The following is a 24,943-nucleotide window of genomic DNA, read 5'->3' on the forward strand; positions in this document are numbered from 1 at the left end:
CTCGTCGTCGTCTCGTCATCGCCGGGATTCGTCCGCCAGCCGGAAGAACCCCTTCCAGGCCGTCCCGCGGCGACCCGGCCCCAGGACCTCGGTGATCCCGCTGGCCCCGGGTTCCCGCCGCGGCAGCCGTTCGGGCGGGGCCGCCCGCGCCCGCACCGCCGACGGCTCGGTGACCGCCGCCAACGCCACCACCGCCTCCCACCCCGCCCGGCCACGGCCCTCCCCCCGCACCGCCCCGCCCCCACCGGGCTGCGCCCCGACGCCACCGGCCCCGGTGGACGGCACCCGGGCGGCGTCCACCCCGTCGGGCCCACTCGCCCCGCCGGACATCACCCGCGCCGCCCCGGCGCTCCCCGCTCCCCCGGCCGCCACAGGCACCCCCACCGCCGCCCCGGCACCGCCGGGGCCGGTGGGGTCGGTGGGGTCGGTGGGGTCGCTCGGGCCACGGGGATCGATGGAATCGTTCGGGACACGGCAATCGGCCGGGTCGGTGGGGGCGCCGGGATAACTCGGGTCACCGGGATCAATGGAATCGTTCGGGTCACCGGAATCGGTGGGGTCGCCGGGATCGATGGAATCGGTCCGGTCACGGGGATCGCCCGGGTCACGGGGATCGCTCGGGTCACCGGGGTCGCTCGGGTCACCAGGATCGGTGGGGGCGCCGGGTGGCGCGGACGTCGACCGCGTCGCGTCGGCGCCGTCCGGTCCGTCGGCGTGGGTCGATCCGTCGGCGCGGTTCGGGGCGGGGCCCTGGTGCCGGTCCGCTGCCGGGGCCGCGGCACCGCCACCCGCGGAGGGCCGCTCGGCGGACGGGGCGAGGTCCGCAGCGGGGACGCCGGCGGCACCGAACCCCCCGTCCCCGCCACCCCCGGCGGCCTCCGCCCCGACAACATGGGTCGGCCCGTCGGCACGGGTCGGATCAGGGCCCTGGTGCCGGTCCGCTGCCGGGGCCGCGGCACTGCCACCCGCGGAGGGCCGCTCGGCGGACGGGGCGAGGTCCGCAGCGGGGACGTCGGCGGCACCGCACCCCCCGCCCGCGCCGCCACCCCCGGCGGCCTCCGCCCCGACGACATGGGTCGGCCCGTCGGCGCGGGTCGGATCAGGGCCCTGATGCCGGCCCGCTGCCGGGGCCGCGGCACCGCCACCCGCGGAGGGCCGCTCGGCGGACGGGGCGCGGTCCGCAGCGCGGGCGCCGACGGCACCGAACCCCCCGCCCGCGCCCCCGCCACCCCCGGCGGCCTCCGCCGCGAGGCCCTCGGAGGAAGCCGCCCCGCCACCGGCCGGGTGCTCCTCGCCGGCGACGGCCGGGCCCCGCGCGAGGGCCCGGGCCACCGCGGGCGCACGGGGCGTGACCCCGTCGCGCGGGAGCGGGCCGACGCGGATCGGGGACGGGGCGGCCGGGCAGTGGAGGTGACCCTCCGCGAGGCAGCGGGCGACCTCGACGGTCACCACGTACACGCCCCGGCCCAGCCGGAAGGCGAGGTCACGCGCCGTGCTGCGGCCGTCGGCGCGGGCCAGCACCTCACGGCGGAGCGGGGTGAGAAGCCCGTTGCGCAGGGCCGCTTCGGCCCCGGCCGTCACCGCCGGGGTCTCGTGCTCGGGGCGGACCGGGAAGGCCATGCCGTCCAGAGCGGTCAGCTTGCGCACCGCCTCCTGGAGCAGCCGCCCACTCGTCTCCCCGACTCCCACCGGAGCCACCGGCTCCGTCGCGCCCGCCCCTCGGGCGTGCCGCTCGCACTCCTCCACCCGCCCCGCCACCACCGCGAACGCCGCGTCCTGCAGCGCCAGCATGCAGACCACCCGCAGCTGGGCCGCCCCCACGCATCCGTCCGCGACGAGCTGGTCCTCCGGCCACCGCCGCCCGCCGGAGTCCCGCACCAACTCCGCCCAGCGTTCGCCGGTGACCCGGCCGGACCTCAGCAGCAGCGCCTCCGGGCCGGGAGCGCCGGGGCTCTCCACCCCGACGACCAGTCCGCCCCGCAGGTGGAAACTGCCGCCGGGCCTGCCCGCGACCCGCAGCTCCCCGGTGAACTCCTCGCGTCCGCACTCCGCGAGCGCCCCGGACAGCCGCCCGTAGCCGGCCCGGTCGAGCGACCGCCGCGCGCCCCCGTCCGGACGCCCCTCCAGAAGCACGCCCGGAAGCCCGCCCGGAACGCCCGACATCACACCCCCGATCCGAACCACCGCCGTCGCACATCTGCCTGACACGTCGCCCTGAGGGGGCAATGTCTAGCAGCGGCTCGGCGCCTGTCGGCCGCATGCGAGCGAACCTGTCGCCAGGTGACGGGACCTGATCACTCACGCCACGCAACCCCCGCCATGGGTCGCGCATTTGACCGATCGAGGACCGATAACTTCACCCCTGTCCCACCTCGCCCGTCTGCCACAAAACCCGCGAGTTGGCGTATTTCAGGAAAGGACCCCGTCTGTGCCACGATCACGAGGAACGTCCACCCCCCTGCAAGGGAGAGCCCGTGCTCACTGTCGGTGACAAGTTCCCGGAATTCGAACTCACCGCCTGCGTCTCGCTGGAGAAGGGCGGGGAGTTCCGGCGGATCGACCACAAGACCTACGAGGGTCAGTGGAAGGTCGTCTTCTCCTACCCGAAGGACTTCACCTTCGTGTGCCCGACCGAGATCGCCGCCTTCGCCCGGCTGAACGACGAGTTCGCCGACCGCGACGCCGTGGTCCTCGGCTTCTCCGGCGACTCGGAGTTCGTCCACCACGCCTGGCGCAAGGACCACCCGGACCTGCGCGAACTGCCGTTCCCGCTGCTGGCCGACGCGCGGCACGAGCTGATGCGGGCGCTCGGCATCGAGGACGAGGACGGTTACGCCCAGCGGGCGGTCTTCGTCGTCGACCCCAACAACGACATCCAGTTCACCATGGTGACCGCCGGCTCGGTCGGCCGGAACCCGCAGGAGGTGCTGCGGGTCCTGGATGCCCTCCAGACCGACGAGCTGTGCCCGTGCAACTGGAACAAGGGCGAGGCCACCCTGGACGCGGCGTCGCTGCTGGCGGGTGGGTGACCGATGGCGCTCGCCGAACTGAAGTCGGCCATACCGGACTACGCCAAGGACCTGCGGCTCAACCTGGGCACCGTGATCGGCAACTCGCTGCTGCCCACCCAGGCCCTGTGGGGGACGGTGCTGGCCTGCGCCATCGCCTCCCGCTCGCCTCTCGTGCTGCGTGAACTGGAGCCGGAGGCCCGGGAGAACCTGAAGCCGGAGGCGTACCGGGCGGCGAAGACGGCAGCGGCCATCATGGCCATGAACAACGTCTTCTACCGCACCCGCCACCTGCTGTCCGACCCGGAGTACAGCTCGCTGCGCGCCGGGCTGCGGATGAACGTCCTCGGCGATCCCGGCGTGGACCGCGCGGACTTCGAGCTGTGGGCGTTCGCGGTCTCCGCGGTGAACGCCTGCGGTGCCTGCCTGGACGCGCACGAGCACAAACTGCGGGAGGCGGGCGTCTCCCGCGACGTGGTCCAGGAGGCCACCAAGATCGCCGCCGTCCTCCAGGCGGTGGCCGTCACCCTCGACGCCGAGGCCGCGCTGTCCTCATGAGGCACTGCCGAGGCCCCGCCGAGGGCACTCCTGCGGGCCCGCCGAGGCCGACCGAGGTCCGCTGAGCCCGTCGGGGACGGGACGCCGAAGGGGCGGGCACCGTACGGTGCCCGCCCCTCACGCGACCCGGCGCCCGGTCACACGGCCGTCGCCCCGGAGGGCGGGACGCTCGACCGGTGGGCGTGCCGGTGCAGGTAGGAGACGACGGTGTTGAGGACGGCGACCAGCGGCACGGCCACCACCGCGCCGCCGATGCCCGCGATCATCCCGCCGGCGGAGACGGAGAGCACCACCGCCAGCGGATGCACCCGCACCGCCCGCCCGAGGATGAACGGCTGGAGGATGTGGCCCTCGATCTGCTGCACCGCGAGGACCACCACCAGCGTCATCACGGCGACGAAGACGCCCTGGGTGACCAGCGCGACCAGCACCGCCAGCGCGCCGGAGACGAAGGCGCCGACCAGCGGGATGAAGGCGAACAGGAAGATGACGACAGCCAGCGGCACCGCCATCGGCACGTCCAGGAAGTAGATGCCGAGCCCGATGAAGACGGCGTCGATCAGTGCCACCACCACCGTGCCGCGCACATAGGCGGTGAGCGTCCGCCAGGCCATCGGTCCCGCGCCCGCGACGCCCTGCCGGGCCGCCACCGGGACCAGCTTGAGCGTCCACCGCCAGATCTTCTTGCCGTCGTGGAGCAGGAAGAGCGTGCAGAAGATCATCAGCAGCAGCATGGTGAGCGCCTCGACGACCACCGTGACGCCTTCGAGGCCGGCCGAGGTCAGGGACTCGGTGTTGGAGCCGACCGCCTCGCGCAGGTTCTCGGCGATGCCGTTGATCTGGCTCTCCGTCACGTGGAACGGGGAGTTGAGCAGCCACAGCCGCAGGTCGTCGATGCCGCCCTGGACCTGTCGCGACAGGTTGTCGGCGTTCTCCATGATCTGCCACGTCACGAACCAGCCCAGCAGGCCCAGCACCGCGAAGCCGAGCACGGCGGTGAACGCGGTGGCGGCGCCGCGGGGGAGCCCTCTGCGGATCAGGCGGGCGGAGAGCGGCTGGAGCAGCGCGGTGACCAGGAGGGCGCCGGCGAAGGACAGCACGATGAGCCGGACCGAGCTGATGACGCGCATCAGCACCCAGACCGTGCCGGCCAGGACCAGCAGGCGCCAGGCGGCCTCGGCGGCCACCCGAAGCCCCCACGGCACCACCTGGGCCGGGTCGGGGCGTACCACCACCTGCTGCACGATGAGCGGCTCCTGGTCGGACTCGCTCCCCTCGTCATGGCGCGCCTCGGCACGCCGCTCCTCCCACCGTTTGCCCGCGGCGTTGAGCCCGGCGCCGAGCCGGCCCGCCCAGTCAGGAAGTCGCGCCATGGTCGTCCTCTGCCCCCGTCTCTCCCCGTCACTCCGGGCGTGTCAGTTGGTCCGCACGACCGTACATGGCGGCAGCCCCTCACCGTAGGACGGTGAGGGGCTGCCGCACGAACGCGGGGTGGCGCGGGGGCGACGCCCCCGTGCCGTCACGGCTCCGGTCCGGTCAGTACCAGTGGTTGGCCTGCCAGAAGTCCCAGGCGCCGCAGGGGCTGCCGTAGCGGCCCTCCATGTAGTTCAGGCCCCACTTGATCTGGGTGGCCGGGTTGGTCTGCCAGTCGGCGCCGGCCGTCGACATCTTGGAGGCCGGAAGCGCCTGGAACAGGCCGTAGGCGCCGGAGGACGGGTTGACCGCCTTGTAGTTCCAGCCCGACTCGTGGTCGACGATGTTGCTGAAGCACTGCCACTGGTCGGCGGCGACCATCGAACGGGCCATCGCCTGGATCTGCGCGACCGAGTAGGAGGACTGGGCGGCGAAGCTGCTCGCGTCGGCGAGGGCCGCGTCGTCGCGGGCGGCCCGGTCGGCCTTCTCCTGCTCGGCCTCGCGCTCCGCGGCTTGCTTCTTGGCGATCGCCTTCTTGGCGGCCTCCTTGCGCGCCTCCGCCTCGGCACCCTTGCGGGCCTCGTAGTCGGCGGCGATCAGCTGTGCGTCGGCCTGGGCCTCCAGGTGCGCGACCTGGACGTCGGCCTGCTGGCCGGCCGGGATGTCCGCGAGGAGCAGCGTGGCGCCCTCGCCGGCTGCCTGCGTGTCGTTGGGCTGGGCGGTGCTGCCCGTCGCGACGCCGACCACACTTCCGACAGCGGTGACCGCCGTGGCCGAAGCCACCGCGAATCCCCGGACCGAGATCCGGCTCACACGATTTCCTTCCAGCATCGCCCGCATCGGTGACCCTGGCGGACGCGTTCGTGCCCTTGGCGCTGGCCTCCCAACAACGGGGTCACGGAGGCGCGGACCCGGTGGGCAACTCCCTGCGCGGGAGAGCCACGTACAGCTCGGGCGGCATACGGCTGCGCTATGCAGTTGGCCTTGATGCTCATGGGGGCGGTGCCGCTGGGGGCACCGGTGAGCCGTATGCGGGGCCTGACAGAAGGGAGACTCTGCCGTAACCGGACACCGCAAGGCAATTCCCTGTGCCGTGTGAAAGCTCACATGGCCCACACACAGGGGAATTTCACCGATCCGGAGGACGCGCGAACGCCGCCCGGCTAGGCTCCCGTGCCTTTGCCGGACGGCGTCCACATTCCTTGCGAGACGGTCGACTTCACTGGAAAGAGATGCTCATCAGGTCGCACGCGACAGGCGTCACACATCACCTGAAATCCATCTTTTCCGGACCATCACATCGCGCTCTCCTCCAGCATCTCCGTGACCAGCGCGGCGATCTGGGACCGCTCGGAACGGTTGAGGGTGACGTGGGCGAAGAGCGGATGCCCCTTCAGCCGCTCCACCACCGCGACCACTCCGTCGTACCGGCCCACCCGGAGGTTGTCCCGCTGGGCCACGTCGTGGGTGAGCACCACACGGGAGTTGGCGCCGATCCGGGAGAGCACCGTCAGGAGCACGTTCCGCTCCAGCGACTGCGCCTCGTCGACGATCACGAACGCGTCGTGCAGCGAACGGCCGCGGATGTGGGTGAGCGGCAGGACCTCCAGCATTCCGCGCGAGGTGACCTCCTCGATCACCTCCCGGCCGGTCACCGCGGAGAGCGTGTCGAAGACCGCCTGCGCCCAGGGGTTCATCTTCTCGCTCTCGGAGCCCGGCAGGTAGCCGAGATCCTGGCCGCCGACCGCGTAGAGCGGGCGGAACACCATGATCTTCTTGTGCTGACGCCGCTCCAGCACCGCCTCGAGGCCCGCGCAGAGCGCCAGCGCGGACTTGCCGGTGCCGGCCCGGCCGCCCATCGAGACGATGCCGATCTCCGGGTCGAGCAGCAGGTCCAGGGCGACCCGCTGTTCCGCGCTGCGGCCCTTCACCCCGAACACCTCGCGGTCCCCGCGCACCAGCCGCACGTCGCCCTCGGCGGTGACCCGGCCCAGCGCCTTGCCCCGTTCCGAGCTGATCCGCAGTCCGGTGTGGACGGGAAGGTCGACCGCCTCGGGGACGTGCACCCGCCCTTCCTCGAAGAGCAGGTCCACCTGCTCCGCCGAAAGGGTGAGTTCGGACATTCCGGTCCACCCGGAGGAGTCCGTGATGGCAAGCTCGGCCCGGTACTCCTCGGCGAGGAGACCGACCGACGACGCCTTGATCCTGAGCGGGAGGTCCTTCGAGACGACCGTGACGTCGAATCCCTCGGCCTGGAGGTTCCGGGCCACCGCGAGGATCCGGGAGTCGTTGTCGCCCAGCCGGTAGCCCGAGGGCAGCACACTGGGGTCCGAGTGGTTGAGCTCGACCCTGAGGGTGCCGCCCAGGTCTCCGATCGGAATGGGCGCGTCCAGCCGCCCGTGCCGCACCCGCTGGTCGTCGAGCAGGCGGAGCGCCTGCCGCGCGAAGTAGCCCAGCTCGGGATGGTGCCGCTTGGCCTCCAGTTCCGTCACCACCACGACGGGCAGCACCACTTCGTGCTCGTCGAAACGGTGGACGGCGTTGGGATCGGCCAGCAGGACGCTGGTGTCGAGAACGTAGGTGCGCCGGTCGGGCTTGTGGCGCTGTGCGCTGGTCACCACGGAAGGACGTACCCCCTCGGGGAAGGTCGGGGAGCGACGACGGTGTCTGATGACGACGGGGCCTGGACCGGTCTCGGCGCCGATGCGCGGGCCGAGAACCGGCCCCCCGCTGCTTCCGCGGCCGCGGAAGCGGCACGGTCGGGCTGGTGCAATGGGCCTCCCGGACGGACGGCCCCTGCGCCGCCCGCTGAGGTGTGACACCCGTGGTTCGGGCGTCGACCTGCAGGGGTTATGCCCGCCCACGGCCCTCACCATGCCGTCGTCACGCCTCGTCGTGCGACACCTCTCCCACGCCGCGCACCCCTGTGTGAACACCCGGACATGGCAAGGGAGTTGGGCGATCGGCTCGCTCCGTGGCCCGACTGCGCCCGGCGTGCGCCGGTCGGCGCCGTCCGTTTCGCGCCACGTCGGCCGCGCCTGCGAACGGCCCGGGCAGGGCCCCTGCCGGTATCCCACGGGACGGTCGGGGGGCGGCGACCGAGGTCCAGCCGGCACGGCGGCCGGGGCGGCCCGGAGGGCACTGCGCCCAGGGCGGCGGCGCGTCGGGCGCGGTGACGCTGCGGCCGGGGCGGCGCTGCGGCCGTCGGCGCTGCGGGCCGTCGGCGCTGCGGGCCTCGGCGGGGGCGTCGGCGTTGCGGACCGGGCGGCCCGTCGGCGCGGTGACCGACGTGGCAGCCGGGGTGCCGGGCCGGGGTGTCAGCCGCCGAAACGCCGGTGGCGGGCGGCGTAGTCGCGCAGCGCGCGGAGGAAGTCGACCTTGCGGAAGGCCGGCCAGAAGACCTCGCAGAAGTAGTACTCGGAGTGCGCGGTCTGCCAGAGCATGAACCCGGACAGCCGCTGCTCGCCGCTGGTGCGGATCACCAGGTCCGGGTCGGGCTGGTCGCCGGTGTAGAGGTGGCGGCCGATCAGCTCGACGTCGATGGTCTCGGCGGCCTCGTCCAGGGTCGCGCCGCGCGTGGAGGCCTCCTGGAGGACCGACCGCACCGCGTCGACGATCTCCTGCCGCCCGCCGTAGCCGATGGCGACGTTGACGAGTATCCCCTCGTTGCCCGCGGTGGCCTCCTCGGCCTCCTTGAGTGTGCGCCGCATGCCGTCGGGCAGCACGTCCGTGGTGCCGACGTGGTGGATGCGCCAGCGCCCGTCCGCGGCCAGGGAGGTCACCACACCCTCGATGATGCCGAGCAGCGGGACGAGCTCCTCCTGCGGACGGTCGAAGTTGTCCGTGGAGAGCAGCCAGAGGGTGACGACCTCGACGTCCGTCTCGGCGCACCAGCCGAGGAACTCCTCGATCTTCTCCGCGCCGGCCTGGTGGCCCTCGACGGTGGTGCCGCCGGCCGCCTTCGCCCAGCGCCGGTTGCCGTCCATGATCACGCCGATGTGCTTGGGCACCTGGTCGTGGTCGAGGTGGCCCTCGACGCGGCGTGCGTAGACCCTGACAAGCAGACGGCGAAGGTTGTCGCGCAGCTTCACGTGAATGTCGGCCCCTCCGTGCGGATCCCCCGGGAAGCGTACCCCTGCCCCGCCACGCCCCTGCCCGCCCCCCGGGAGGACGGGGCCCCCTGCCGGGGCAAAGAAAACGGGCCGGTCCGTGGGGGGGAGACGGACCGGCCCGAGGGGGGGAGTTCCACCATAACCCTTCGTAAGGGATGGCGCGTACATTGGCGCCGAACAACTACGCTCCGGAGTCGGTCAGCGACGCGACGTCCAGGACGAATGGGGTCACTTCGCCCTCTCGGCTCGCGTCGGGATGATCGATTCCCCTCCCATGAGGCTGACATCACATTCCATTCCAAGGCATTCCCACCCCGAAGCCGCTGTTTCACAGACCGTTGCGGCGCCGGTGTCCCCGGCGCGCCGCTTCGCCCTTCCGGGCGACCACCGGCGCGCCCGGATGACACCTCCGGCCCGCGTCCGCGCCTGCGGCGGCAGCGGCGGCCCCGGCTCCCACGGCGTGGTCAGAGGCGGACCCGGGCCAGCAGGGGGAGGTGGTCGCTGGGGGTGGGGGGCAGGGGCGTGACGTCGATCGCACGGGGGCCGCGGGCGAGGGCCTGGTCGATGCGGGCGAGGGGGAGGGAGGCGGGCCAGGTGAAGGCCAGGCCGTGGACGGGGGCGGGGAGGCGGGAGGTGAGCGGCGAGAGGCCGCGGTCGTCGAGGGTGGAGTTGAGGTCGCCGAGGAGGAGGACCCGCGGCAGGGTCTCGGCGTCGATCTCGGCGGCGAGCAGGCGGGCGCTCTCGTCGCGGCGGGCGGAGGTGAGGCCCGCGGTCGGGGTGATGCGGACCGACGGGAGGTGGGCCACGTGGACGGCGATCTCCCCGTGGCGGGGCAGGCGCACGGTCGCCCTCAGGGCCCGCTGCCAGGAGGGGTCGACCCCGGCAGGGCGGATGTCGAGCGGGCGCACGTCGGTGAGGGGGTGGCGGGAGAAGAGGGCGACGGTGCCGTGGGAGGCGTGGTGCGGGTAGTCGGCCGTGAGCGCGGACCGCAGGACCGGGAGGGTGGCGGAGGTGACTTCCTGGAGGGCGATCAGGTCGGGGCCGGGACGGGCGAGGGCCCGGGCGGTGGCGGCCGGGTCGGGGTTCTCGTCGCTCACGTTGTGCTGGACGACGGTGAGGTCCGCGCCGTGGTCGTCCCGCGGCAGCAGGTGGGGACCGAAGAGCCAGGCCCAGGTGAGGGCCGGCAGCAGCACCGCGCACACCGCCACGGGCGTGCGGCGGCGCAGCAGGACGAACAGCAGCAACGGCGGCACGACCAGCCCCGGCCACGGCAGGAAGGTCTCCAGGAGGCTCCCGAGGCGGGGGCCGGTGTTGGGCACCAGCGAGTGGCCCGCCAGCAGGGCGGACACCAGCAGGGCGAGCAGGACGGGAGCGTGCCTTCGTATCCGGTTCCGGGCCATGTGGGAGCAGGACGCGGACGGGGCCGGTCCGGTTCCGCCCGTGTTCAGGCCCTGCGGTGGTGGAGCAGGACGACGCCGTTGGTGAAGACCCGGGTGTCGGCGAGGGTGAGGCCGACGCGTGCGTCCAGTTCGGGGAAGAGCCGGTGGCCCCGGCCGAGGATCACCGGGTGGACGTAGAGGTGGAACTCGTCGATCAGCCCGTGGCGGAGGAACGACGCGGCGAGCGAGGCCCCGCCGACGAAGAGCGGGCCGCCGGACCGCTCCTTGAGGGCGCGGACCTCCTCGGGCACCACGTCACGGACGAGGGTGGCGTTCCGGCCGACGCGGTCGAGGGTGCGGGAGTAGACGACCTTGGGGGTGTCCCGCCAGACGGCGGCGAACTCGCGCATCGGCTCCGGGCTGTCGGGGTCCTGGTCGGCCGTGGGCCAGAAGCCGTCCATCATCACGTAGTTGCGGCGGCCGCAGAGGAAGGCGCCGGCCGGGGCGAGGAACCCGTTGATCTGCCGGTGCACCTCCTCGTCGACCAGGTGCCAGGAGATGTCGCCGTCCGGAGCCGCCATGTATCCGTCCAGCGAGACGGACATGTTCAGGATCACGTTCCGCATGGCCTCACCGACGCCTCTCGTTCGCCGCCAGCAGTTCGGCGGTCGCGGCCGCGGGGTCGGCGGCCGGTTCGCCGGCGGGCCACCAGGTCCCGCCCTGTCGCCGGTATCCGTACCACCGGCCGTCCCGGCCCAGTCGCAGCTGCGGTCCGCGTTCCCCGAAAGTGAACCGGTTCTCCTCGACGGTGATCACCGGCTCCTCGTCGGGGGACCACGCCTCGGCCAGCGCGGTCCGGGCCCGCGCCGTCCGGTGCGGCCCCGGCGTCCAGGGGTGCTCCAGCACCTCCAGTCCGGCCGCGCCACCCGTGCGCCAGGCCTCGGCCAGCAGGTCGGCGTCCAGGTCGAGGCCGCGCTCCGCGGCCCGGTCGGCCACCGCCTGCCGCAGCCGGTCCCGTGCCCGCGGGTCCGGATGGGTGGCCGCGAGCCGCACGGTGTCCTGCCAGGTGTCGGGCGGGGGCGGCGGTTCGTCGCCGCCGGCCCCGTGCAGGTGGGCCAGCAGTTCCCGCGCCCGCACCGCGGCGTCGGCGACCAGCCGGTCCAGCGGGTCGGCCTCGATCCCGGTGGCCGGCGGCTCCTCCGCACCGGCCGGCGGTCCGGGCAGCGGAGGCAGCTCCGGCAGCGGCACCCGGTCACGGGCGTACGCGGCCCGGTTGCTCCGCGGCGCCCTGCCGTCCGGCTCCGGGGGGTCCGCGGCACAGGGGTCCTGGTCGAACGCCTCCGCGTCGGGGGCCTCCTCATCGGGAGCCTCCTGGTCGTAGGCCTGCTGGTCGTGCGCCGCTCGGTGGTGCGCCGCTCGGCCCAAGGCGTCCGTGCCGACGCGGTGAGCGGCGACGGGGTGCGCGGGCACAGGTTCCTCGCCGGTGCGCGCCCCGGCTTCCCGCTCACCGCCGGCGCCGTCGCCGGCGGGGGGCCGGTCGTCGTCCGGTGCGCCGTGTGGGCCCGCCGGCCGGCGGCGGGCCGGTGCGCCGTGGGCGCCGGGCTCGTCGTCCCGGTCGCCGGCGGCACCGTCGTCGGCCTCGGCGACGGCCTCCGTCATCGCCCGCAGGAGCAGTTCGGACTTGAGGTCGTCCCGCACCTCCTCACGGGTCCGTCCGCGCAGCAGGGGCAGCAGCCAGGGGTCCCGGTCGAGCAGCCAGGCCGTCTGGACGGCCAGCCCCACCGCGTGCGCGCACGGATGCTCGGGCGCGCCGCAGCCGCAGTCGGCGTCGAGGTCGCCGTGCCGTGGGAGCAGGGGCAGTCCCGTCTCCTCGGCGGCCTCGGCCAGCTCCACGGGCAGGACACCCTCCAGCAGGGCCTCCGTCGGCTCCGGCCGGTCGGCCACGGCTTCGCAGACGCGGTCCCAGTCCGCATCGTCCAGGACCCGCACGGTGAGCTCCGTGACGTGGGCGGCGTCCCCCGTGAAGCTCTCGGCGCGAATCCTCCCGGGGGCGACGGTGACGGGCCCGAGGCGGCCCGAGCGGGCGAAGGCGCGGCCACGCCGGAGCGGCTCGGCCTCCGGCCAGACCTCCTCCACGGCCGCCGCCCAGGCCCGCCCCCAGGCGGTCCGGCCGCGGACGGGGCCGCCTCGGCGGGTGGGGAAACCGGCGAGGGTCCGGGCCCGCGGCGACCCGGCCGGTGGTACCGCGGCGTCGTTCATCGGCTGCTCCTCAGCGCTACCAGATCGGCCAGTTCGTCGTCGGACAGCCGGGCGAGCGCCTGCTCGCCCGAGCCGAGGACGGCGTCGGCCAGTTCCTTCTTCGCCTCCAGGAGGGCGGCGATGCGGTCCTCGACGGTGCCCTCGACGATCATCCGGTGCACCTGCACCGGCCGGGTCTGCCCGATGCGGTGGGCGCGGTCGGTGGCCTGCGCCTCGACGGCCGGGTTCCACCAGCGGTCGTAGTGGACGACGTGGTCGGCGCGGGTCAGGTTGAGGCCGGTGCCGGCCGCCTTGAGCGAGAGCAGGAAGACGGGCGCCTCGCCGTCCTGGAACCGCCGCACCAGCCGCTCCCGTTCGGCGACCGGGGTACCGCCGTGGAGCAGCAGGGCGGGGATCCCGCGTGCGGCGAGGTGGCGTTCCAGGAGGCGGGCCATGGTGACGTACTGGGTGAAGACCAGGGCGGCGCCGTCCTCGGCCAGGATGGTGCCGAGCAGTTCGTCGAGCAGCTCCAGCTTGCCCGACCGGCCCGCGAGCGGGGCCTGGGCGGGGTCCTCCTTGAGGAACTGCGCGGGGTGGTTGCAGATCTGCTTGAGCGAGGTGAGCAGCCGGAGCACCATTCCGGCCCGGGCGAACGCCCCGTCGCCGCCCTCCTGCGCACCCGCGGCGCGGATCCGCGCCATGGCCCGCTCGACCTGGGCGCGGTAGAGCGCGGCCTGTTCGGCGGTGAGGGGGACGGGGCGGTCGGTCTCCGTCTTGGGCGGCAGCTCGGGGGCGATGCCGGGGTCGCTCTTGCGCCGCCGCAGCAGGAACGGGCTCACCAGTGCCGACAGTTGCTCGGCGGCGGACCACTCCCCGGCGCCCGCCGCGGCGGCGCCGCCGGTGCGTTCGGCGTCGATGCGGGCGATCCAGCGGCGTCGGAACCGGGTGTGGCCGCCCAGGAGTCCGGGGGTGGTCCATTCGAGGATCGACCAGAGCTCGGAGAGGTTGTTCTCCACCGGGGTGCCGGTGAGGGCGATCCGGACGGCGTCCCGGCCGATGCGGCGCAGCGCCTTGGCGGTGGAGGAGTAGGCGTTCTTGACGTGCTGGGCCTCGTCGGCGACGACCAGGTCCCAGTGGACGGCGGCGAGCTGGGGGGCGTCCAGGCGCATGGTGCCGTAGGTCGTGAGGACGAAGCCGTCCTTGACGCCCTCGAGGTCACGGCCGGGACCGTGGTGGCGGCGGACCGGGGTGCCGGGGGCGAAACGCTTCACCTCACGCTCCCAGTTGCCGAGGAGGGAGGCCGGGCAGACCACCAGGGTGGGACCGCCGGTGGTCTCGCCGCGCTCGTGCCGCAGCAGGTGGAGGGCGATCAGCTGCACGGTCTTGCCCAGGCCCATGTCGTCGGCGAGGCAGCCGCCGAGGCCGAGCGAGGTGAGGCGGTGCAGCCAGGTCAGGCCGCGCAGCTGGTAGTCGCGCAGGGTGGCGGTGAGCGCGACCGGCGGCCCGGTGACGTCGGTGTCGTCGCCGCGCCCGGGTTCGGTGAGGCGGCGGGCGATCTCGACCAGCCTGTCGTCGGGCAGCACGGGCACCTCGGCTCCCTGGACCTCGGTCCCGCCGGTCAGCGCGGCGGCCAGCGCCTCCACGGCGGTGAGCGGTCTCAGCCCGCCCTTCTCCCGGACGGTGCGGGCGGGGGCGTCGCCGATCAGCACCCACCGGCCGCGCAGCCGGACGGCCGAGCCGCCCGCCTCCACCACGGCGGTGACCTCGGCGGCCTCCTCCTCGGTGAGCGGGTCGTCGTCCAGGCACAGCTGCCAGGTCAGCTGGACGGAACCGCCGCCCGGGCCGCCGCCCGGGCCGCCGAAGAAGGCGTGCAGGTCGTCGGCGCCCTCGGGTCCGGGGCCGACGACGGCGCGGGCGGTGAGGGCGCCGGCCTCCGCACCCGGCGGCCGGACGACCTCGACCCCTTGCGCGGCCAGGCGGCCACCGGCCGTCCCCAGCAGGTCGCGCAGCTCGCGCGGGGTGAGGTCGAGCGCCCTGGGCACCGGCAGCAGGCGGGCCAGGGGCGGCCACACGTCCGCGGCGCGGCGCAGGGCGCGCACCATGTCGGCCTGGGCGGCCGGGCCGAGCGCGTGGTCGGCGCCCGCGAACAGGGCGTCGGCGTCCATGGTGAGGGTGGGATCGGCGAGGCTGTGGGCGCGCGGGATCAGGCGGGTGGCGGGAGCGCCGCCCGCCGGGGGGCCGCCCGCGGGGGTGCCGCCCGCGGAAGCGCGGCGCGTCGAGGTGCCGCCCGCCGGGGCGCCGCCCGTGGGTGTGCCGCCCGCGGGGGTGCGGCGCGTCGAGGCGCGGTCGCCCGGTCTGCGGGGGTGGGGGGCTGCGGCCGGGTCGACGATCTCGATGTGCAGCGAGACCCGTACCCCCGAGTCCACCCCGGCGGAGATCTCGTCCGCCCAGGCCCTCAGCTGGGGCACGTACTGCGGCTCGGCGGCGGCGAAGGCGGCCCGGCCGGTGGCGGTCTCGGCGGCGGGGGTGCGCGGCAGCGTGTCGGCGACCGCGTCCAGGAAGGCGCGGACCAGGGCGTCGACGTCGGAGTCGGGCGCGGCGACCGCCTCCGGAGGGGCGGCGCGCACCAGCTCGCGGAGGCGCTCCACGTCCTCCGCGTCGAACGGCCCGGCCCGCCATGTGTCGTACCCGCCCGGCGAGACGCCCGGCAACGCGCGCTCGCGTGCCAGCAGTTGGAGGCCGAGCGCCAGGACACCGCCCCAGAAGGCGGTGGCGGGGTGCGGGCCTTCGTCCGGGGCGGGGCCGCGCCCCGGGGCTCCGTGCTCGCGGCGCGCGAGGGCCAGCACGGGGATCGCCTCGTCCACCGTGAGCCGCACGACCGGCACGCTGCGCAGCACCGGGCGGCCGCCGCCGTCCGGCACCACCAGCCGGGCCCATCCCCGCTCCCCGGCCGGCAGCCGGGGCGGCGGCGTACCGTCCGGGCGGCGGAACGCCACGCGCCCGGTACGCGCCGGGTCGCCCGGCTCGAAGACCGCGGCGCACCGCACCAGCTCGGCCGTCTGGCCCCGCGTCAACCTCACCATGCGCACAGTCTCCCTCAGGGTGAACGGCGCGCCCGGCGCGTCGGCGACGACGGGCCTATTGGATGCTCCACCGGTGGGGGTGGGCCGGGTCGGCGGCGCAGGAGAAGACGTTGAGCTGTCCCCAGCGGCCGACCACCACCTCGGTCGGGGAGGCGTGGGGGTGCGCGGGCAGCCCGTCGTCCTCCACCGGACGCCAGCTGACGGTGCCGTCCCATTCGCGGCTGTCCACGGTCAGCAGCAGCTCCATCGGCGTGCCGCACGTCCGGCAGTCCATCGGGTACGGATCGGTGAGGTGCCAGGAGGCGTAACCGCCGGCGCGCCAGCCCGGGGGGATGGAGAGGTCGTACTGGTACCCGGGCACCTCGGGGATGTCGTCGCCGTAGTCGCCGTCCGGGCCGAGGTCCGCCCACGGCTTCACGACGGTCCGGCTCTCGGCCTCCTCCTCCAGCTCCTCCTCCCACGCGCCGATGCGTTCCTCCAGCTCCTCGGGGAGGCATCCGGCGAAGGGGTAGGTGACGACCTGTTCGGGGTGCAGGACACACGGCTCGGGCACGTAGCCCGGCCATCCGACCACCTCGGGCTCCGGCTGGGTGTCCGCCGCCTCCGCCTCGGCCACCGCGTCGGAACGGCGCCAGCGGACGTGGACGCTCATCCCGTGGCCCGTGTCGCCGTGGGCGTCGAAGGGGCAGGCGAAGAGCTGGAGCAGATCGGCCCCGTCCGGCCCCGGGCGCAGGTCCGGGACGTCACGGCGGTACAGCTGGGCCAGCGCGATCATCGGCACGGGGTGGTCGTCCGGCAGGTCGAGCAGGCGGCCCCTGTCCTGCCGCGCCCCGCGGTCCCGCCGCGCGGCGCGGACGTCCGCGGTCCGGTACCCGGTGCCGCGGTCGTGCGGCTCCGTGCACACCGGCCACGCCTCGTCCGCGGGCCGGAGCAGCGGCCCGCCCACCGAGCTGTCCGTCACGGCCGGCGTGCCGGGGCGGGGGTGCAGCCGGGTGGTGGTGCCGCGGTGCCGCGCCAGCTCGGGGAAGAGGGCCTCGACGTCGAGCGGTCGGGGCGGGGTCGTTCTGGTCATGGGCACGACTGTAATGACCGGGCCGGGCGAGGCGGGCCGCTTTCCCGCCCGGCGGTGCCGGTCAGCGGGGGGAGACCACGTTCCCGCCGGCCGCGGTGCCGCCCTGCCGCTGGTGGACCAGGGCGTCGCGGATCTCCTGGAGGACCTCCAGTTCGGTGACGGTCACCGGCTCGGACGCCAGCGCGTGCTGCTCCTCCTTGGCCTTGCGGCGGGCCGCCTGGCGGGCCAGGACGCGGGACATCGGCAGGACCATCAGGAAGTAGACGACCGCCGCCGTGATCAGGAAGGTCAGGGTGGCGCTGAGCACCAGCCCCCACATGATCTCGACGCCCTGCCCCTTCTTGGTGCAGTCACCCTTGAGGCAGGTGCTGTACTGCGCCAGGTCCATCGTGCCGAAGGCTCCGACGAGGGGGTTGATCACGCCCTCGACGATCTTGTTGACGATGTTGGTGAACGCCGCGCCGATCACGACCGCGACGGCCATGTCGATCACGTTGCCCCGCATCAGGAAGGCCTTGAAGCCCTCCAGCACACTGACCTTCTCCTCGCTCACCCGAGGCCCCTTCCGTACCGAATCCACCGACGGGATGCCGTCGTCGGGAAAACACAACGATGCAGAACCCTAGGGGGCCCGTGTCACCGCGAGGACCGCACCCGGCGTCTCCCCGCCCCTCGCCCGTCCTGGCACGATGCGCCCATGCCGTTCCTCGTCGATCACGCGCTCTCCCCCGGGCCGCTCCAGCCTGGAGGGCAGCCCTCCCTGGCCGCCGCCGGAGCGGTTCCGAGGCCTTGGCGCGAGGAGGACGCCCCCGCCCTGGAGCAGGTGTTCCGCGACCCGGCGATCCAGCGGTGGAACCTACGGCGCGCCGATTCCGTCGACGAGGCCCGTGCATGGATCACCGACCGGCGCCGGCGCTGGACGGACGGCAGCGCGGTGCACTGAGCAGTGGCCGACACCCACGACGACACCCTGCTCGGACGCGTGTCGCCACAGCGCTTCCAGAGACTGACGGGGCAGGCGGAAATCTCCTGTTGGACGGCCCCCGCCGCTCGCGGACGCGGCATCTGCCCAGCGGCCGTCGACGCCGCCACCGCGTGGACCTTCGGCGAAATCGGCCTGGTGCGGGTGGAGTTGCTGCACTTCACCGCCAACCCGGCCTCCTGCAGGGTGGCCGGGAAGGCGGGCTACGCCGTCGAGGGCACGCGCCACCGTGCGATGCGGCACCTCGACGGGTGGCACGACACGCGCCTGCACGCCCGGGTGCGGTGAGGTCCCCTCCTGGAGTGGTGTGTGAGGCCCCCACCCGGGGGCGGTGAGTCCCTCCCGGGGATGGGGAGGCCCTTCCCGGGGGTGGTGAGGCCCCTTCCGGGGGCAGTGGGAGTCGCGTCGGGCCGGGGCGCCGGCGGGGCGTCGCCGTCGTGCGGCGTCGTCCGCCGCACACGCCCCGTGCGGCGCACCCGGCCACGACGGTGCTGCCCTTGTTGCCCGCGCGGCGCGGTTCATGCGCCGAACCGGAGGGGAATTTCTCACATCCCGGGTGCCGCCCCTTCCGGCCAGCGTGACGGGCGGCCCTGCCGCGACCCGACACCACTCAACACTGTTCAACACCGCTCAACATCACCCGGCACCGTCAACAAACAAGCCGTCCTTCACTCGTTCGAAGGACGCTTGGAACTCACGCATTTCCGCGCTCGTTTCCGGGACAAGCGTCGAACTCCTGTGTACGGCAGGGTGCCGGGCAGGGGCTCTGCGATAGGCGCGGGGTCGCGAGGCCCCGCCTGCGTGGAGGGAGTACCGACCGTGACGGACCTCAGCGACCATCCCCTCGCCCACAGAGCGGTACTGACCGTTCCGGGCGCCGAGACCCTCTTCCGGGACGTACGCCGGACCAGCTCCCAGTGGCTGGAGGGCAGGTTCGGCGGCACCGTGCCGCTGACCCCGGGCCGGCACCGCCTCGACAAGGCCACGGTGCTCACCAACCACACGGCCGGCCTCCCCGGCGGCACCGGCCGTGCGATACGCCTGCAACTGCGGGAGGAGAGGGCGGAGGCCGTCTGGCGCACCACGATCACCGCGCTGGCCTCACGGGACATGGCCGCGGTGTCGGTGGGCCTGGAGGTCTTCCGCGACAACGACACGGTGTTCCCCGACACGGGCGCCCACCCCGCGCCCGGGCGGCCCGCGCTGGTCCGGGACCTGGTGTCAGCGCTGCGCCCGGAGGACGGATCGGCCCGGCTGACGCTGGACGCACAGTCCGTGGAGGCGGGAGGCGTCGAGACGCTGATGGACGTGCTCTGCGACCCGGAGCGCCGATTGCCGGTGGTGGTGGCGGCGCAGCCTGCCCGGCCCTCCGCCGACGGGCTCTGGTCGGAGCGGCTGGACCGCATCCTCCAACAGGCCGCCGGGGCCGCGTCCTTGTACCTGCTGGCGGACCTGGAGGCGGTGGACGCGTTCCGTGAGGCGATAGGCGAGCACCACGGCATCGCTCCCGGGGCCGTGCGCGCCTACCTGCGGGACGTCGACCCGGGCTGGGGCAAGGACGCCTCACGGCACCGGTTCGTGACCGCGGCCCGGATGTGCGACGCCGAGGACCGGACCTGGTTCGGCATGGTCCGGGCCGTCCAGCGGCTGTCCACGGAGGCTCCGCTCCCCCGGCCGCTGCGGACGGTGCTCTTCCCGGACGAGTCCACGCGGCGGCGCGGCACCGACGGGAAGGGGACCGCCGCGCCGGACGTGCCGGACGCGCCGGCCCTCCTGCTGCCGCCCCGCGCCGACGAGGCGTCCACACTGCGCCGGGAGAACGAGCGCCTGCGGGCGGACCTCGACCGGGCGCGTGAGGAACTGCGGCAGGCCCGGCTGGACGCGGACCTGTCGGCGCGCAGCACGGCGGCGCTGGAGGAGCAGCGGGACCTGGCCGTCGCCCGGGCCGAGGAGGACATGGAGACGGCCCTGCGTGCGATGGACGGCGAGGAGGCCGCCAAGGCGGAGGTGTACGTCCTGCGCGAGCGCCTGTGCGAGGAGGGGCGTTACGAGGAGACGGTCGTCAAGGAGGCGGCGGGCGCCCCGGAATCGTTCCGGACGGTGTGGGAGCGCCTGGACAGCCTGGACAGCGTGCTGGTGACGGCGGACGCCCAGCGCGCGCTCGAACTCGACGACGCGCAGCGCGGCCACATCTGGGCGGCCAAGGCGTGGAAGGGCCTGCGGGCGCTGAACGCCTACGCCCGGGCGGCGAAGGACGGGTTCAAGGGCGGCTTCTACCAGTACTGCTCCTCCCAGCAGTCGGGCGGCGAGTGGCCGCGCAAGCAGGTCGCGCTGGTGGAGTCGGAGACGACGATGAACCGGTGGGGCGAGGAGCGGATCTTCCCGGTTCCGGAGACGGTCGACGCGTCGGGCATGGCGGAGATGCAGTCCCACCTGAAGATCGACAGCAAGGGGAGCACCTCACCGCGGGTGTACTTCCTGGACGACACCAAGGGCATCACCGGCCGGGTGATTGTGGGCTACATAGGCGCGCACCTGACCAACACCAGGACGAACTGACAACTGTCGCGGGCGGCCGGGACCCGAGGGGGCGAAGGTTCCTCGCCGCGCCTGATCGCCCGGAACGAGGGCAGACGGGAAGGCACGGGCGGCGGCCCCGGCCGAGGGACGCGGGGCCGCCGCCCGCCCCGAGACGACGGATACAACCGAACAACAAGGAGTCAGCCCCATGCTCGCCATAGCCGGTGCCGTGCTGTTCGTCCTCGCCTTCCTGATCAACGTCACCGAACTCGACACCAACGCCGTGTTCAGCTCCGGCAACCTCACCCTCCTGGGTCTCGCCGCCGTCGCCCTGCACCTTGCCGGTCTGGGCGGCCGCCGCACCCGCCACTGACCGGCCCGCGCCGCCGGCCCGGGCCCGCCGACCCTGGCCCGACGATCCGGGCCCGACGATCCGGGCCCGACGATCCGGGCCCGACGATCCGGGCCCGACGATCGGTGACCGCCGATCCGGGCCCGCCGGCCCGGGCTGCTGCTGACCTCCGCCCGCCCGGCACCGGGCCGGCGCCGATGGGCCGACGCCCTGCTGCGCTTCGGGGGAATCTGAGAAACTTCTCCCCGGACGACCGAAACCTGCCGCCGGTGCGCGCCGTGCCCGACATGACGGCCCGCACCGCGCCGACCGGAACCCCGCGCTTCCTCCGCCCGTTCTGCACGTGACCCCTGTCACCTGGGGACGGGCGGAGGAATGCCCCTGCCTCGGCACGGGTTGCACCCGCCGGGTAACGGCCCACGGTCGCCCAGTAACCAGCAGCAGCCCGGAGGTTTCATGGACACCGCGTCCGCCCGCCCGAACACGCCCTCACCCTCTCCCGAGGTGAACGGGGAGCACGCCCCGCCCGGCGCGTCCGCTCCGCCCGGCCTTCCCGCGGACGGCAAGCTGTCCCGCAACCACTTCACGGTGATCGCCCTGCTGCTCGTCGCGGCGTTCGTGGTGATCCTCAACGAGACCACCATGGGCGTGGCGCTCCCGCCGATCATGGAGCACTTCGGTGTGTCGGCCGGCGTCGGCCAGTGGCTCACCACCGTGTTCATGCTGGTGATGGCCGTCGTCATCCCCATGACCGGCTTCCTGCTGCAGCGCCTCGGCACCCGCGGCTCGTTCCTCATAGCCATGGGGCTCTTCACGGCGGGCACCGCCCTGGCCGCGCTGGCCCCGACGTTCGGCGTCCTGGTGCTGGCCCGCGCCGTCCAGGCCAGCGGCACGGCCGTGATGATGCCCCTGCTGATGACGACCGTCATGAACCTGGTCCCGCCGTCCCGGCGCGGACGCTTCATGGGCAACGTCTCCCTGGTGATCGCCGCCGCCCCCGCGCTCGGCCCCACCATGTCGGGCGCGCTGGTCGAGCCGCTCGGCTGGCGTGGCGTCTTCGGCGTGATGCTGCCGATCGCGATCGCCGCGCTGGTGCTGGGCGCCCTGATGGTCAAGGACGTCTCCGAGCGGAGCAAGCAGAAGCTGGACGTGCCGTCCCTGCCGCTGAGCGCGCTCGGCTTCGGCGGCCTGGTGTACGGCCTGTCGGCGATGGGCGAGGGCGGCGGCGCCGCGGTGCACCCGGCGATCCCGGTGACCGCGGGCCTGGCGGTCCTGTTCCTGTTCGTCCTGCGCCAGCTCAAGCTCCAGCGCACCGACGACGCCCTGATGGACATGCGGGTCTTCCGCGCGCCCGGCTTCTCCAAGTCGCTGGCCGCGATGTCCGTCGCCGCCCTCGGCATGTTCGGCGCGCTGATCCTCCTCCCGCTGGTGCTCCAGCAGGCGATGAAGCTCGACCCGCTATCCACCGGCCTGATCGTGCTCCCCGGCGCCATCCTGATGGGCCTGCTCGGTCCCATGGTGGGCGGCTGGTACGACCGCTTCGGCCCGCGCCCGCTGGTCATTCCGGGTTCGGTCATGACGGTGGTGGCCATGCTGGGCCTGTCGACCGTGAAGCCGGACAGCTCGTGGATGCTGGTCCTCGTCTCCCACGTCGTGCTGTGCCTCGGCCTCTCGATGATGTTCACCCCCCTGTTCACCACCGCCCTGGCCGGACTGACCCCGCAGCTGTACTCCCACGGCTCCGCGGCGCTGAACACGGTCCAGCAGGTCGCCGGCGCGGCGGGCACGGCCCTGTTCGTCGCCCTCTTCTCCGCCCGCTCCGAGTCCCTCGCCCACGAGGGCCTCCCCAAGGCGGAAGCGCTCACCAGCGGCGCGCAGCTGTCGTTCTGGGTCGGCGCGGCGATCCTGGTCACCGCCCTCCTCATCGGCCTCACCCTCCGCCGGCCCACCCCGGCCGCGGGGGACGGACACGTCGACGTGAAGAAGGCGGCCCAGCCGGCAGCCCACTGACCCACCCGACCACTGCGCCCCCGCCCCGGGCCGCGCCCCGGTGCTGCTGCCGCCGCCCGCCTCCCCGCCCTTCCCGGCGGGGCAGGCGGGCGGCGTTCTGTCGTGCGGGGGTTGTCCACAGCCCCCGGCGGAAGGCGGGGCGTCGTCCGTAGCCTTCACCGGTGGACATCGAGCGCACAGAGCGGGAACAGGTCGCCACGCTGCGGGAGCTGCTGGCCGCCGGGGTGACGCGCGCCGCCGTCAACCACCGGCGCAAGCGGCACTGGCAGGAACCGTTCTTAAAGACTGAGCGGGAGTGAGCCCTGGGTCCAGGTCCAGGTCTTCTCGTGCTCAGCCGCGTGTCCCGAACGGTGTTGGGCACGCTGGTCGCCCGCTTTCGCTCTCGTGTCCGGCGTGGCGGATCTGGTCCGTTGTCCGGGGATCGAGGGGCGGGTTTCCTCACGCCTCCGGTCGCCCGGTCCGGCCTGGACGGCTCGATGTCCCGCACGATCGCTCCGGTCGTGTGGGGGCGTTGCCGTCCGACGCCGGACCGGGCGCCCGAGGGCGCGTCGTCCGATGGCGATGGCCGCGGCATCGTGCCGGGTCACCGCACGGGCAGGTGTGGTGAGGGGTGTCTTCCAGTGCTGGGCGCCCCATTGGCTGGTGTAGGCGGGGTCGACGGCGACGACGGTCAGGCCGTGTTCGGCGGCCATGTTCACGATCCGCGCCTTCAGCCTGCCGGTGGGGATGCCGGAGATGGTCTGCCGGAACCTTGTGCGGCGTCCGTGTTTCTCCCGGGTGGTGCTGTCGGCGAAGTCGAGGTCCTCGATCGCCACCGCCCCCACCCCCGTGGCCACCGCCCAGTGCATCAGCCGGGTCAGCGCGTGCCGCAACTGGGCGTCGCGGTGTGAGGCGGCGCCGGTGAGGTCGTAGGCGAAACGCCGGGGCTCGCCGGCCGGGTTGCCGTGGGCGTCGAGGCGGTAGGCGGCGAGGTGGTCGGCGTTCATGTCCACACCGATCACCCCGTCCGCGCACGCCGTCTCGAGGGGGACGGTGTGGAGTGAGGGGCGTTTCCAGGAGGCGGTGAGGTACCAGCGGTCCCGGAGGGGGTCGTGGCGGATGTCGTAGGCGACGGCACGGTGGCCGGTGACGCGGTCGGCCCACTCCTCACCCCGGTGCCGGAACAAGATGCGGCCGGTGAGCGCGTACCGGCCGTGCGGGGCGTTGGCCAGGTGTTCCAGCGGTGTGGGCAGTTTGATGCTGACCTGGCCGTCGGGAGTGACGCGGATCGTCTCGTTCCCGTACCGCTTGCCCGACTCCCCGTCCGCCGACAGGAACAGCCTGGCGGCCTCCCACCGCGCCCGCCACCGCGTCTCCGACAAGCCCGCCTCGTCCAGGTGGTGCCGGGTGTTCGCCAGGCGTTTCCCGCCCCGCACCACACGGACGCGGCCCGCGTCCCGGTCAGCCTTGACCTGCGCGTGCCGGGCCTCCAGCACCCGGAGGCGCTGTGCCTTGTGCCGCCACTCGAACGCCGACCGGTACCCGCCCGGCTCCCGCTTCGATCCCCGGGAGCCGACCGGCTTCGCCAGACGCTCCCGGATCGCGCGGACGGCGGACTCGAGCCCGTGGAGGTGGGCGCCCTGGGCGCGGCGGGCCAGCGCGTACTGGTCGTGCGTGCCCTTGGTGATCGCCCCCGCCCACCGCGACGAACACTCGCTTGTGAGCGCCTGCTTCCGCACCGCCCACGACACACTGCTCCGCTCGAACCCGGCAGACGCGTACAGACGCAGATCACGCGAGGCGAGCGAGCCCAGGTGGGCGCCGACCTGCCGCAGCACTTCCACATCGGTCGCGGTGAGGTCCTTCAGCCGGGTCCGGACCGCACACCCGGACGCCTCGCGCACCACGAACGACGCCCGGATCGGACGGAACGGTTTCGCCACCGGAACAGCAGCCGGCACGCCACCGCACCCGCCACTGCTCTCGACCGCCCCTACCGTTCTCATACAACGACAACGACACACGCTCCCACGGCGTTACGCTCACCCAAACAGGTTCAACTGCCAACGGTTCTGAACCCCCACCCAGCTCCGCACCCGGCCGGACACCATCCTCGCCCGCCTGGCCGAAGCCCTGTCCCACGCCCAGTACTCCGGCGTGGGCCGGGTGCGGGTGGGGTAGGTGTGCCGCTTCCTGGTCGCCAGGGCATTGAATTACGGGCACACCTACCGGTCAGG

The 24,943-nt window shown here is 73.9% G+C and carries 20 protein-coding genes; 8 read left to right on the top strand and 12 right to left on the bottom strand.

The genetic code is table 11. The features are described from left to right. Window positions 1-15 precede the first annotated feature (15 nt). A complete protein-coding gene (locus GBN72_RS34605) occupies window positions 16-2,133 on the bottom strand; it encodes a hypothetical protein (RefSeq protein ID WP_174887110.1) in 2,118 nt (705 codons plus the stop codon). A 341-nt stretch (window positions 2,134-2,474) separates the two neighbouring features. Here GBN72_RS34605 and GBN72_RS11205 point away from each other — a divergent pair, with 341 nt between their 5' ends. Together GBN72_RS11205 and ahpD are read left to right on the top strand one after the other, a co-directional pair. Then, entirely contained in the window at window positions 2,475-3,029 is a 555-nt protein-coding gene (locus tag GBN72_RS11205; RefSeq protein WP_151771550.1) for a peroxiredoxin, read from the top strand. Window positions 3,030-3,032: 3 nt separating this feature from the next. After that, window positions 3,033-3,566 carry an alkylhydroperoxidase, AhpD family gene (gene ahpD, locus GBN72_RS11210; protein WP_151771551.1) on the top strand — a complete coding sequence of 178 codons (534 nt, stop codon included), beginning with the start codon at window positions 3,033-3,035 and terminating at the stop codon, window positions 3,564-3,566. Between the two features lie 137 nt (window positions 3,567-3,703). Here ahpD and GBN72_RS11215 read toward each other — a convergent pair whose 3' ends face one another. From GBN72_RS11215 to mscL, 10 genes are all read right to left on the bottom strand, one after another. Further along, window positions 3,704-4,939 (bottom strand): AI-2E family transporter, encoded by a 1,236-nt coding sequence (locus GBN72_RS11215; RefSeq protein WP_151771552.1) that lies wholly within the window; start codon window positions 4,937-4,939, stop codon window positions 3,704-3,706. A gap of 163 nt (window positions 4,940-5,102) precedes the next feature. Continuing rightward, on the bottom strand, window positions 5,103-5,792 hold the full coding sequence (locus GBN72_RS11220; RefSeq protein ID WP_439959747.1) for an aggregation-promoting factor C-terminal-like domain-containing protein: 690 nt from the start codon (window positions 5,790-5,792) through the stop codon (window positions 5,103-5,105). Between the two features lie 482 nt (window positions 5,793-6,274). Beyond that, the gene (gene phoH2, locus GBN72_RS11225; protein ID WP_151771554.1) at window positions 6,275-7,600 is read right to left on the bottom strand and encodes an RNA 5'-3' helicase PhoH2; all 1,326 of its coding nucleotides are present in this window, start codon (window positions 7,598-7,600) and stop codon (window positions 6,275-6,277) included. 696 nt (window positions 7,601-8,296) lie between these two features. Next, window positions 8,297-9,070, bottom strand: a complete 774-nt coding sequence (locus GBN72_RS11230; RefSeq protein WP_151771555.1) for an isoprenyl transferase — start codon at window positions 9,068-9,070, stop codon at window positions 8,297-8,299. A 485-nt stretch (window positions 9,071-9,555) separates the two neighbouring features. After that, on the bottom strand, window positions 9,556-10,491 hold the full coding sequence (locus GBN72_RS11235) for an endonuclease/exonuclease/phosphatase family protein (RefSeq protein WP_151771556.1): 936 nt from the start codon (window positions 10,489-10,491) through the stop codon (window positions 9,556-9,558). A gap of 44 nt (window positions 10,492-10,535) precedes the next feature. Further along, entirely contained in the window at window positions 10,536-11,096 is a 561-nt protein-coding gene (locus GBN72_RS11240) for a dihydrofolate reductase family protein (RefSeq protein WP_151771557.1), read from the bottom strand. A 4-nt stretch (window positions 11,097-11,100) separates the two neighbouring features. Next, window positions 11,101-12,729, bottom strand: a complete 1,629-nt coding sequence (locus tag GBN72_RS11245; protein WP_151771558.1) for a hypothetical protein — start codon at window positions 12,727-12,729, stop codon at window positions 11,101-11,103. Continuing rightward, a complete protein-coding gene (locus GBN72_RS11250) occupies window positions 12,726-15,791 on the bottom strand; it encodes a DEAD/DEAH box helicase (protein ID WP_151771559.1) in 3,066 nt (1,021 codons plus the stop codon). Before GBN72_RS11250 ends, GBN72_RS11245 begins: the two co-directional genes overlap by 4 nt. Window positions 15,792-15,846: 55 nt before the next feature. Further along, a complete protein-coding gene (locus tag GBN72_RS11255; protein WP_151771560.1) occupies window positions 15,847-16,863 on the bottom strand; it encodes a hypothetical protein in 1,017 nt (338 codons plus the stop codon). A 61-nt stretch (window positions 16,864-16,924) separates the two neighbouring features. Beyond that, window positions 16,925-17,416, bottom strand: coding sequence for a large conductance mechanosensitive channel protein MscL (gene mscL, locus GBN72_RS11260; RefSeq protein WP_151771561.1), 492 nt, complete (start codon window positions 17,414-17,416; stop codon window positions 16,925-16,927). A 144-nt stretch (window positions 17,417-17,560) separates the two neighbouring features. Here mscL and GBN72_RS35190 point away from each other — a divergent pair, with 144 nt between their 5' ends. The 6 genes from GBN72_RS35190 (at window position 17,561) to GBN72_RS34070 (ending at window position 23,026) form a co-directional block, all read left to right on the top strand. Further along, complete coding sequence (locus GBN72_RS35190) at window positions 17,561-17,806, top strand: GNAT family N-acetyltransferase (RefSeq protein ID WP_246212420.1); 246 nt, start codon at window positions 17,561-17,563, stop codon at window positions 17,804-17,806. A 3-nt stretch (window positions 17,807-17,809) separates the two neighbouring features. Beyond that, entirely contained in the window at window positions 17,810-18,133 is a 324-nt protein-coding gene (locus GBN72_RS35195; protein ID WP_246212421.1) for a GNAT family N-acetyltransferase, read from the top strand. Window positions 18,134-18,664: 531 nt separating this feature from the next. Next, the gene (locus tag GBN72_RS11270) at window positions 18,665-20,404 is read left to right on the top strand and encodes an amino acid adenylation domain-containing protein (protein WP_151771562.1); all 1,740 of its coding nucleotides are present in this window, start codon (window positions 18,665-18,667) and stop codon (window positions 20,402-20,404) included. A gap of 169 nt (window positions 20,405-20,573) precedes the next feature. Next, a complete protein-coding gene (locus tag GBN72_RS34065; protein ID WP_164540557.1) occupies window positions 20,574-20,738 on the top strand; it encodes a hypothetical protein in 165 nt (54 codons plus the stop codon). Between the two features lie 435 nt (window positions 20,739-21,173). Further along, entirely contained in the window at window positions 21,174-22,727 is a 1,554-nt protein-coding gene (locus GBN72_RS11275) for an MDR family MFS transporter (protein WP_151771563.1), read from the top strand. A gap of 161 nt (window positions 22,728-22,888) precedes the next feature. Then, window positions 22,889-23,026: a hypothetical protein gene (locus GBN72_RS34070; protein WP_164540559.1), complete on the top strand. Its 138-nt coding sequence runs from the start codon at window positions 22,889-22,891 to the stop codon at window positions 23,024-23,026. Here GBN72_RS34070 and GBN72_RS11280 read toward each other — a convergent pair. Beyond that, window positions 23,006-24,649, bottom strand: coding sequence for a transposase (locus tag GBN72_RS11280; protein ID WP_246212422.1), 1,644 nt, complete (start codon window positions 24,647-24,649; stop codon window positions 23,006-23,008). The genes GBN72_RS34070 and GBN72_RS11280 overlap by 21 nt on opposite strands. Between the last annotated feature and the right edge of the window lie 294 nt (window positions 24,650-24,943).

This window comes from Streptomyces abyssomicinicus (assembly GCF_008974245.1).
Classification (GTDB): Bacteria; Actinomycetota; Actinomycetes; order Streptomycetales; family Streptomycetaceae; genus Streptomyces; species Streptomyces abyssomicinicus.

What these genes read in the sequence shown, in the direction of transcription:
- ahpD (WP_151771551.1), top strand. Translation starts at nt 3,033, where the DNA reads ATGGCGCTCGCCGAACTGAAGTCGGCCATACCGGACTACGCCAAGGAC.
- GBN72_RS11215 (WP_151771552.1), bottom strand. Translation starts at nt 4,939, where the DNA reads ATGGCGCGACTTCCTGACTGGGCGGGCCGGCTCGGCGCCGGGCTCAAC.
- GBN72_RS11235 (WP_151771556.1), bottom strand. Translation starts at nt 10,491, where the DNA reads ATGGCCCGGAACCGGATACGAAGGCACGCTCCCGTCCTGCTCGCCCTG.
- GBN72_RS11240 (WP_151771557.1), bottom strand. Translation starts at nt 11,096, where the DNA reads ATGCGGAACGTGATCCTGAACATGTCCGTCTCGCTGGACGGATACATG.
- GBN72_RS11245 (WP_151771558.1), bottom strand. Translation starts at nt 12,729, where the DNA reads ATGAACGACGCCGCGGTACCACCGGCCGGGTCGCCGCGGGCCCGGACC.
- GBN72_RS11250 (WP_151771559.1), bottom strand. Translation starts at nt 15,791, where the DNA reads ATGGTGAGGTTGACGCGGGGCCAGACGGCCGAGCTGGTGCGGTGCGCC.
- GBN72_RS11255 (WP_151771560.1), bottom strand. Translation starts at nt 16,863, where the DNA reads ATGACCAGAACGACCCCGCCCCGACCGCTCGACGTCGAGGCCCTCTTC.
- GBN72_RS35190 (WP_246212420.1), top strand. Translation starts at nt 17,561, where the DNA reads ATGCCGTTCCTCGTCGATCACGCGCTCTCCCCCGGGCCGCTCCAGCCT.
- GBN72_RS34065 (WP_164540557.1), top strand. Translation starts at nt 20,574, where the DNA reads ATGCTCGCCATAGCCGGTGCCGTGCTGTTCGTCCTCGCCTTCCTGATC.
- GBN72_RS11275 (WP_151771563.1), top strand. Translation starts at nt 21,174, where the DNA reads ATGGACACCGCGTCCGCCCGCCCGAACACGCCCTCACCCTCTCCCGAG.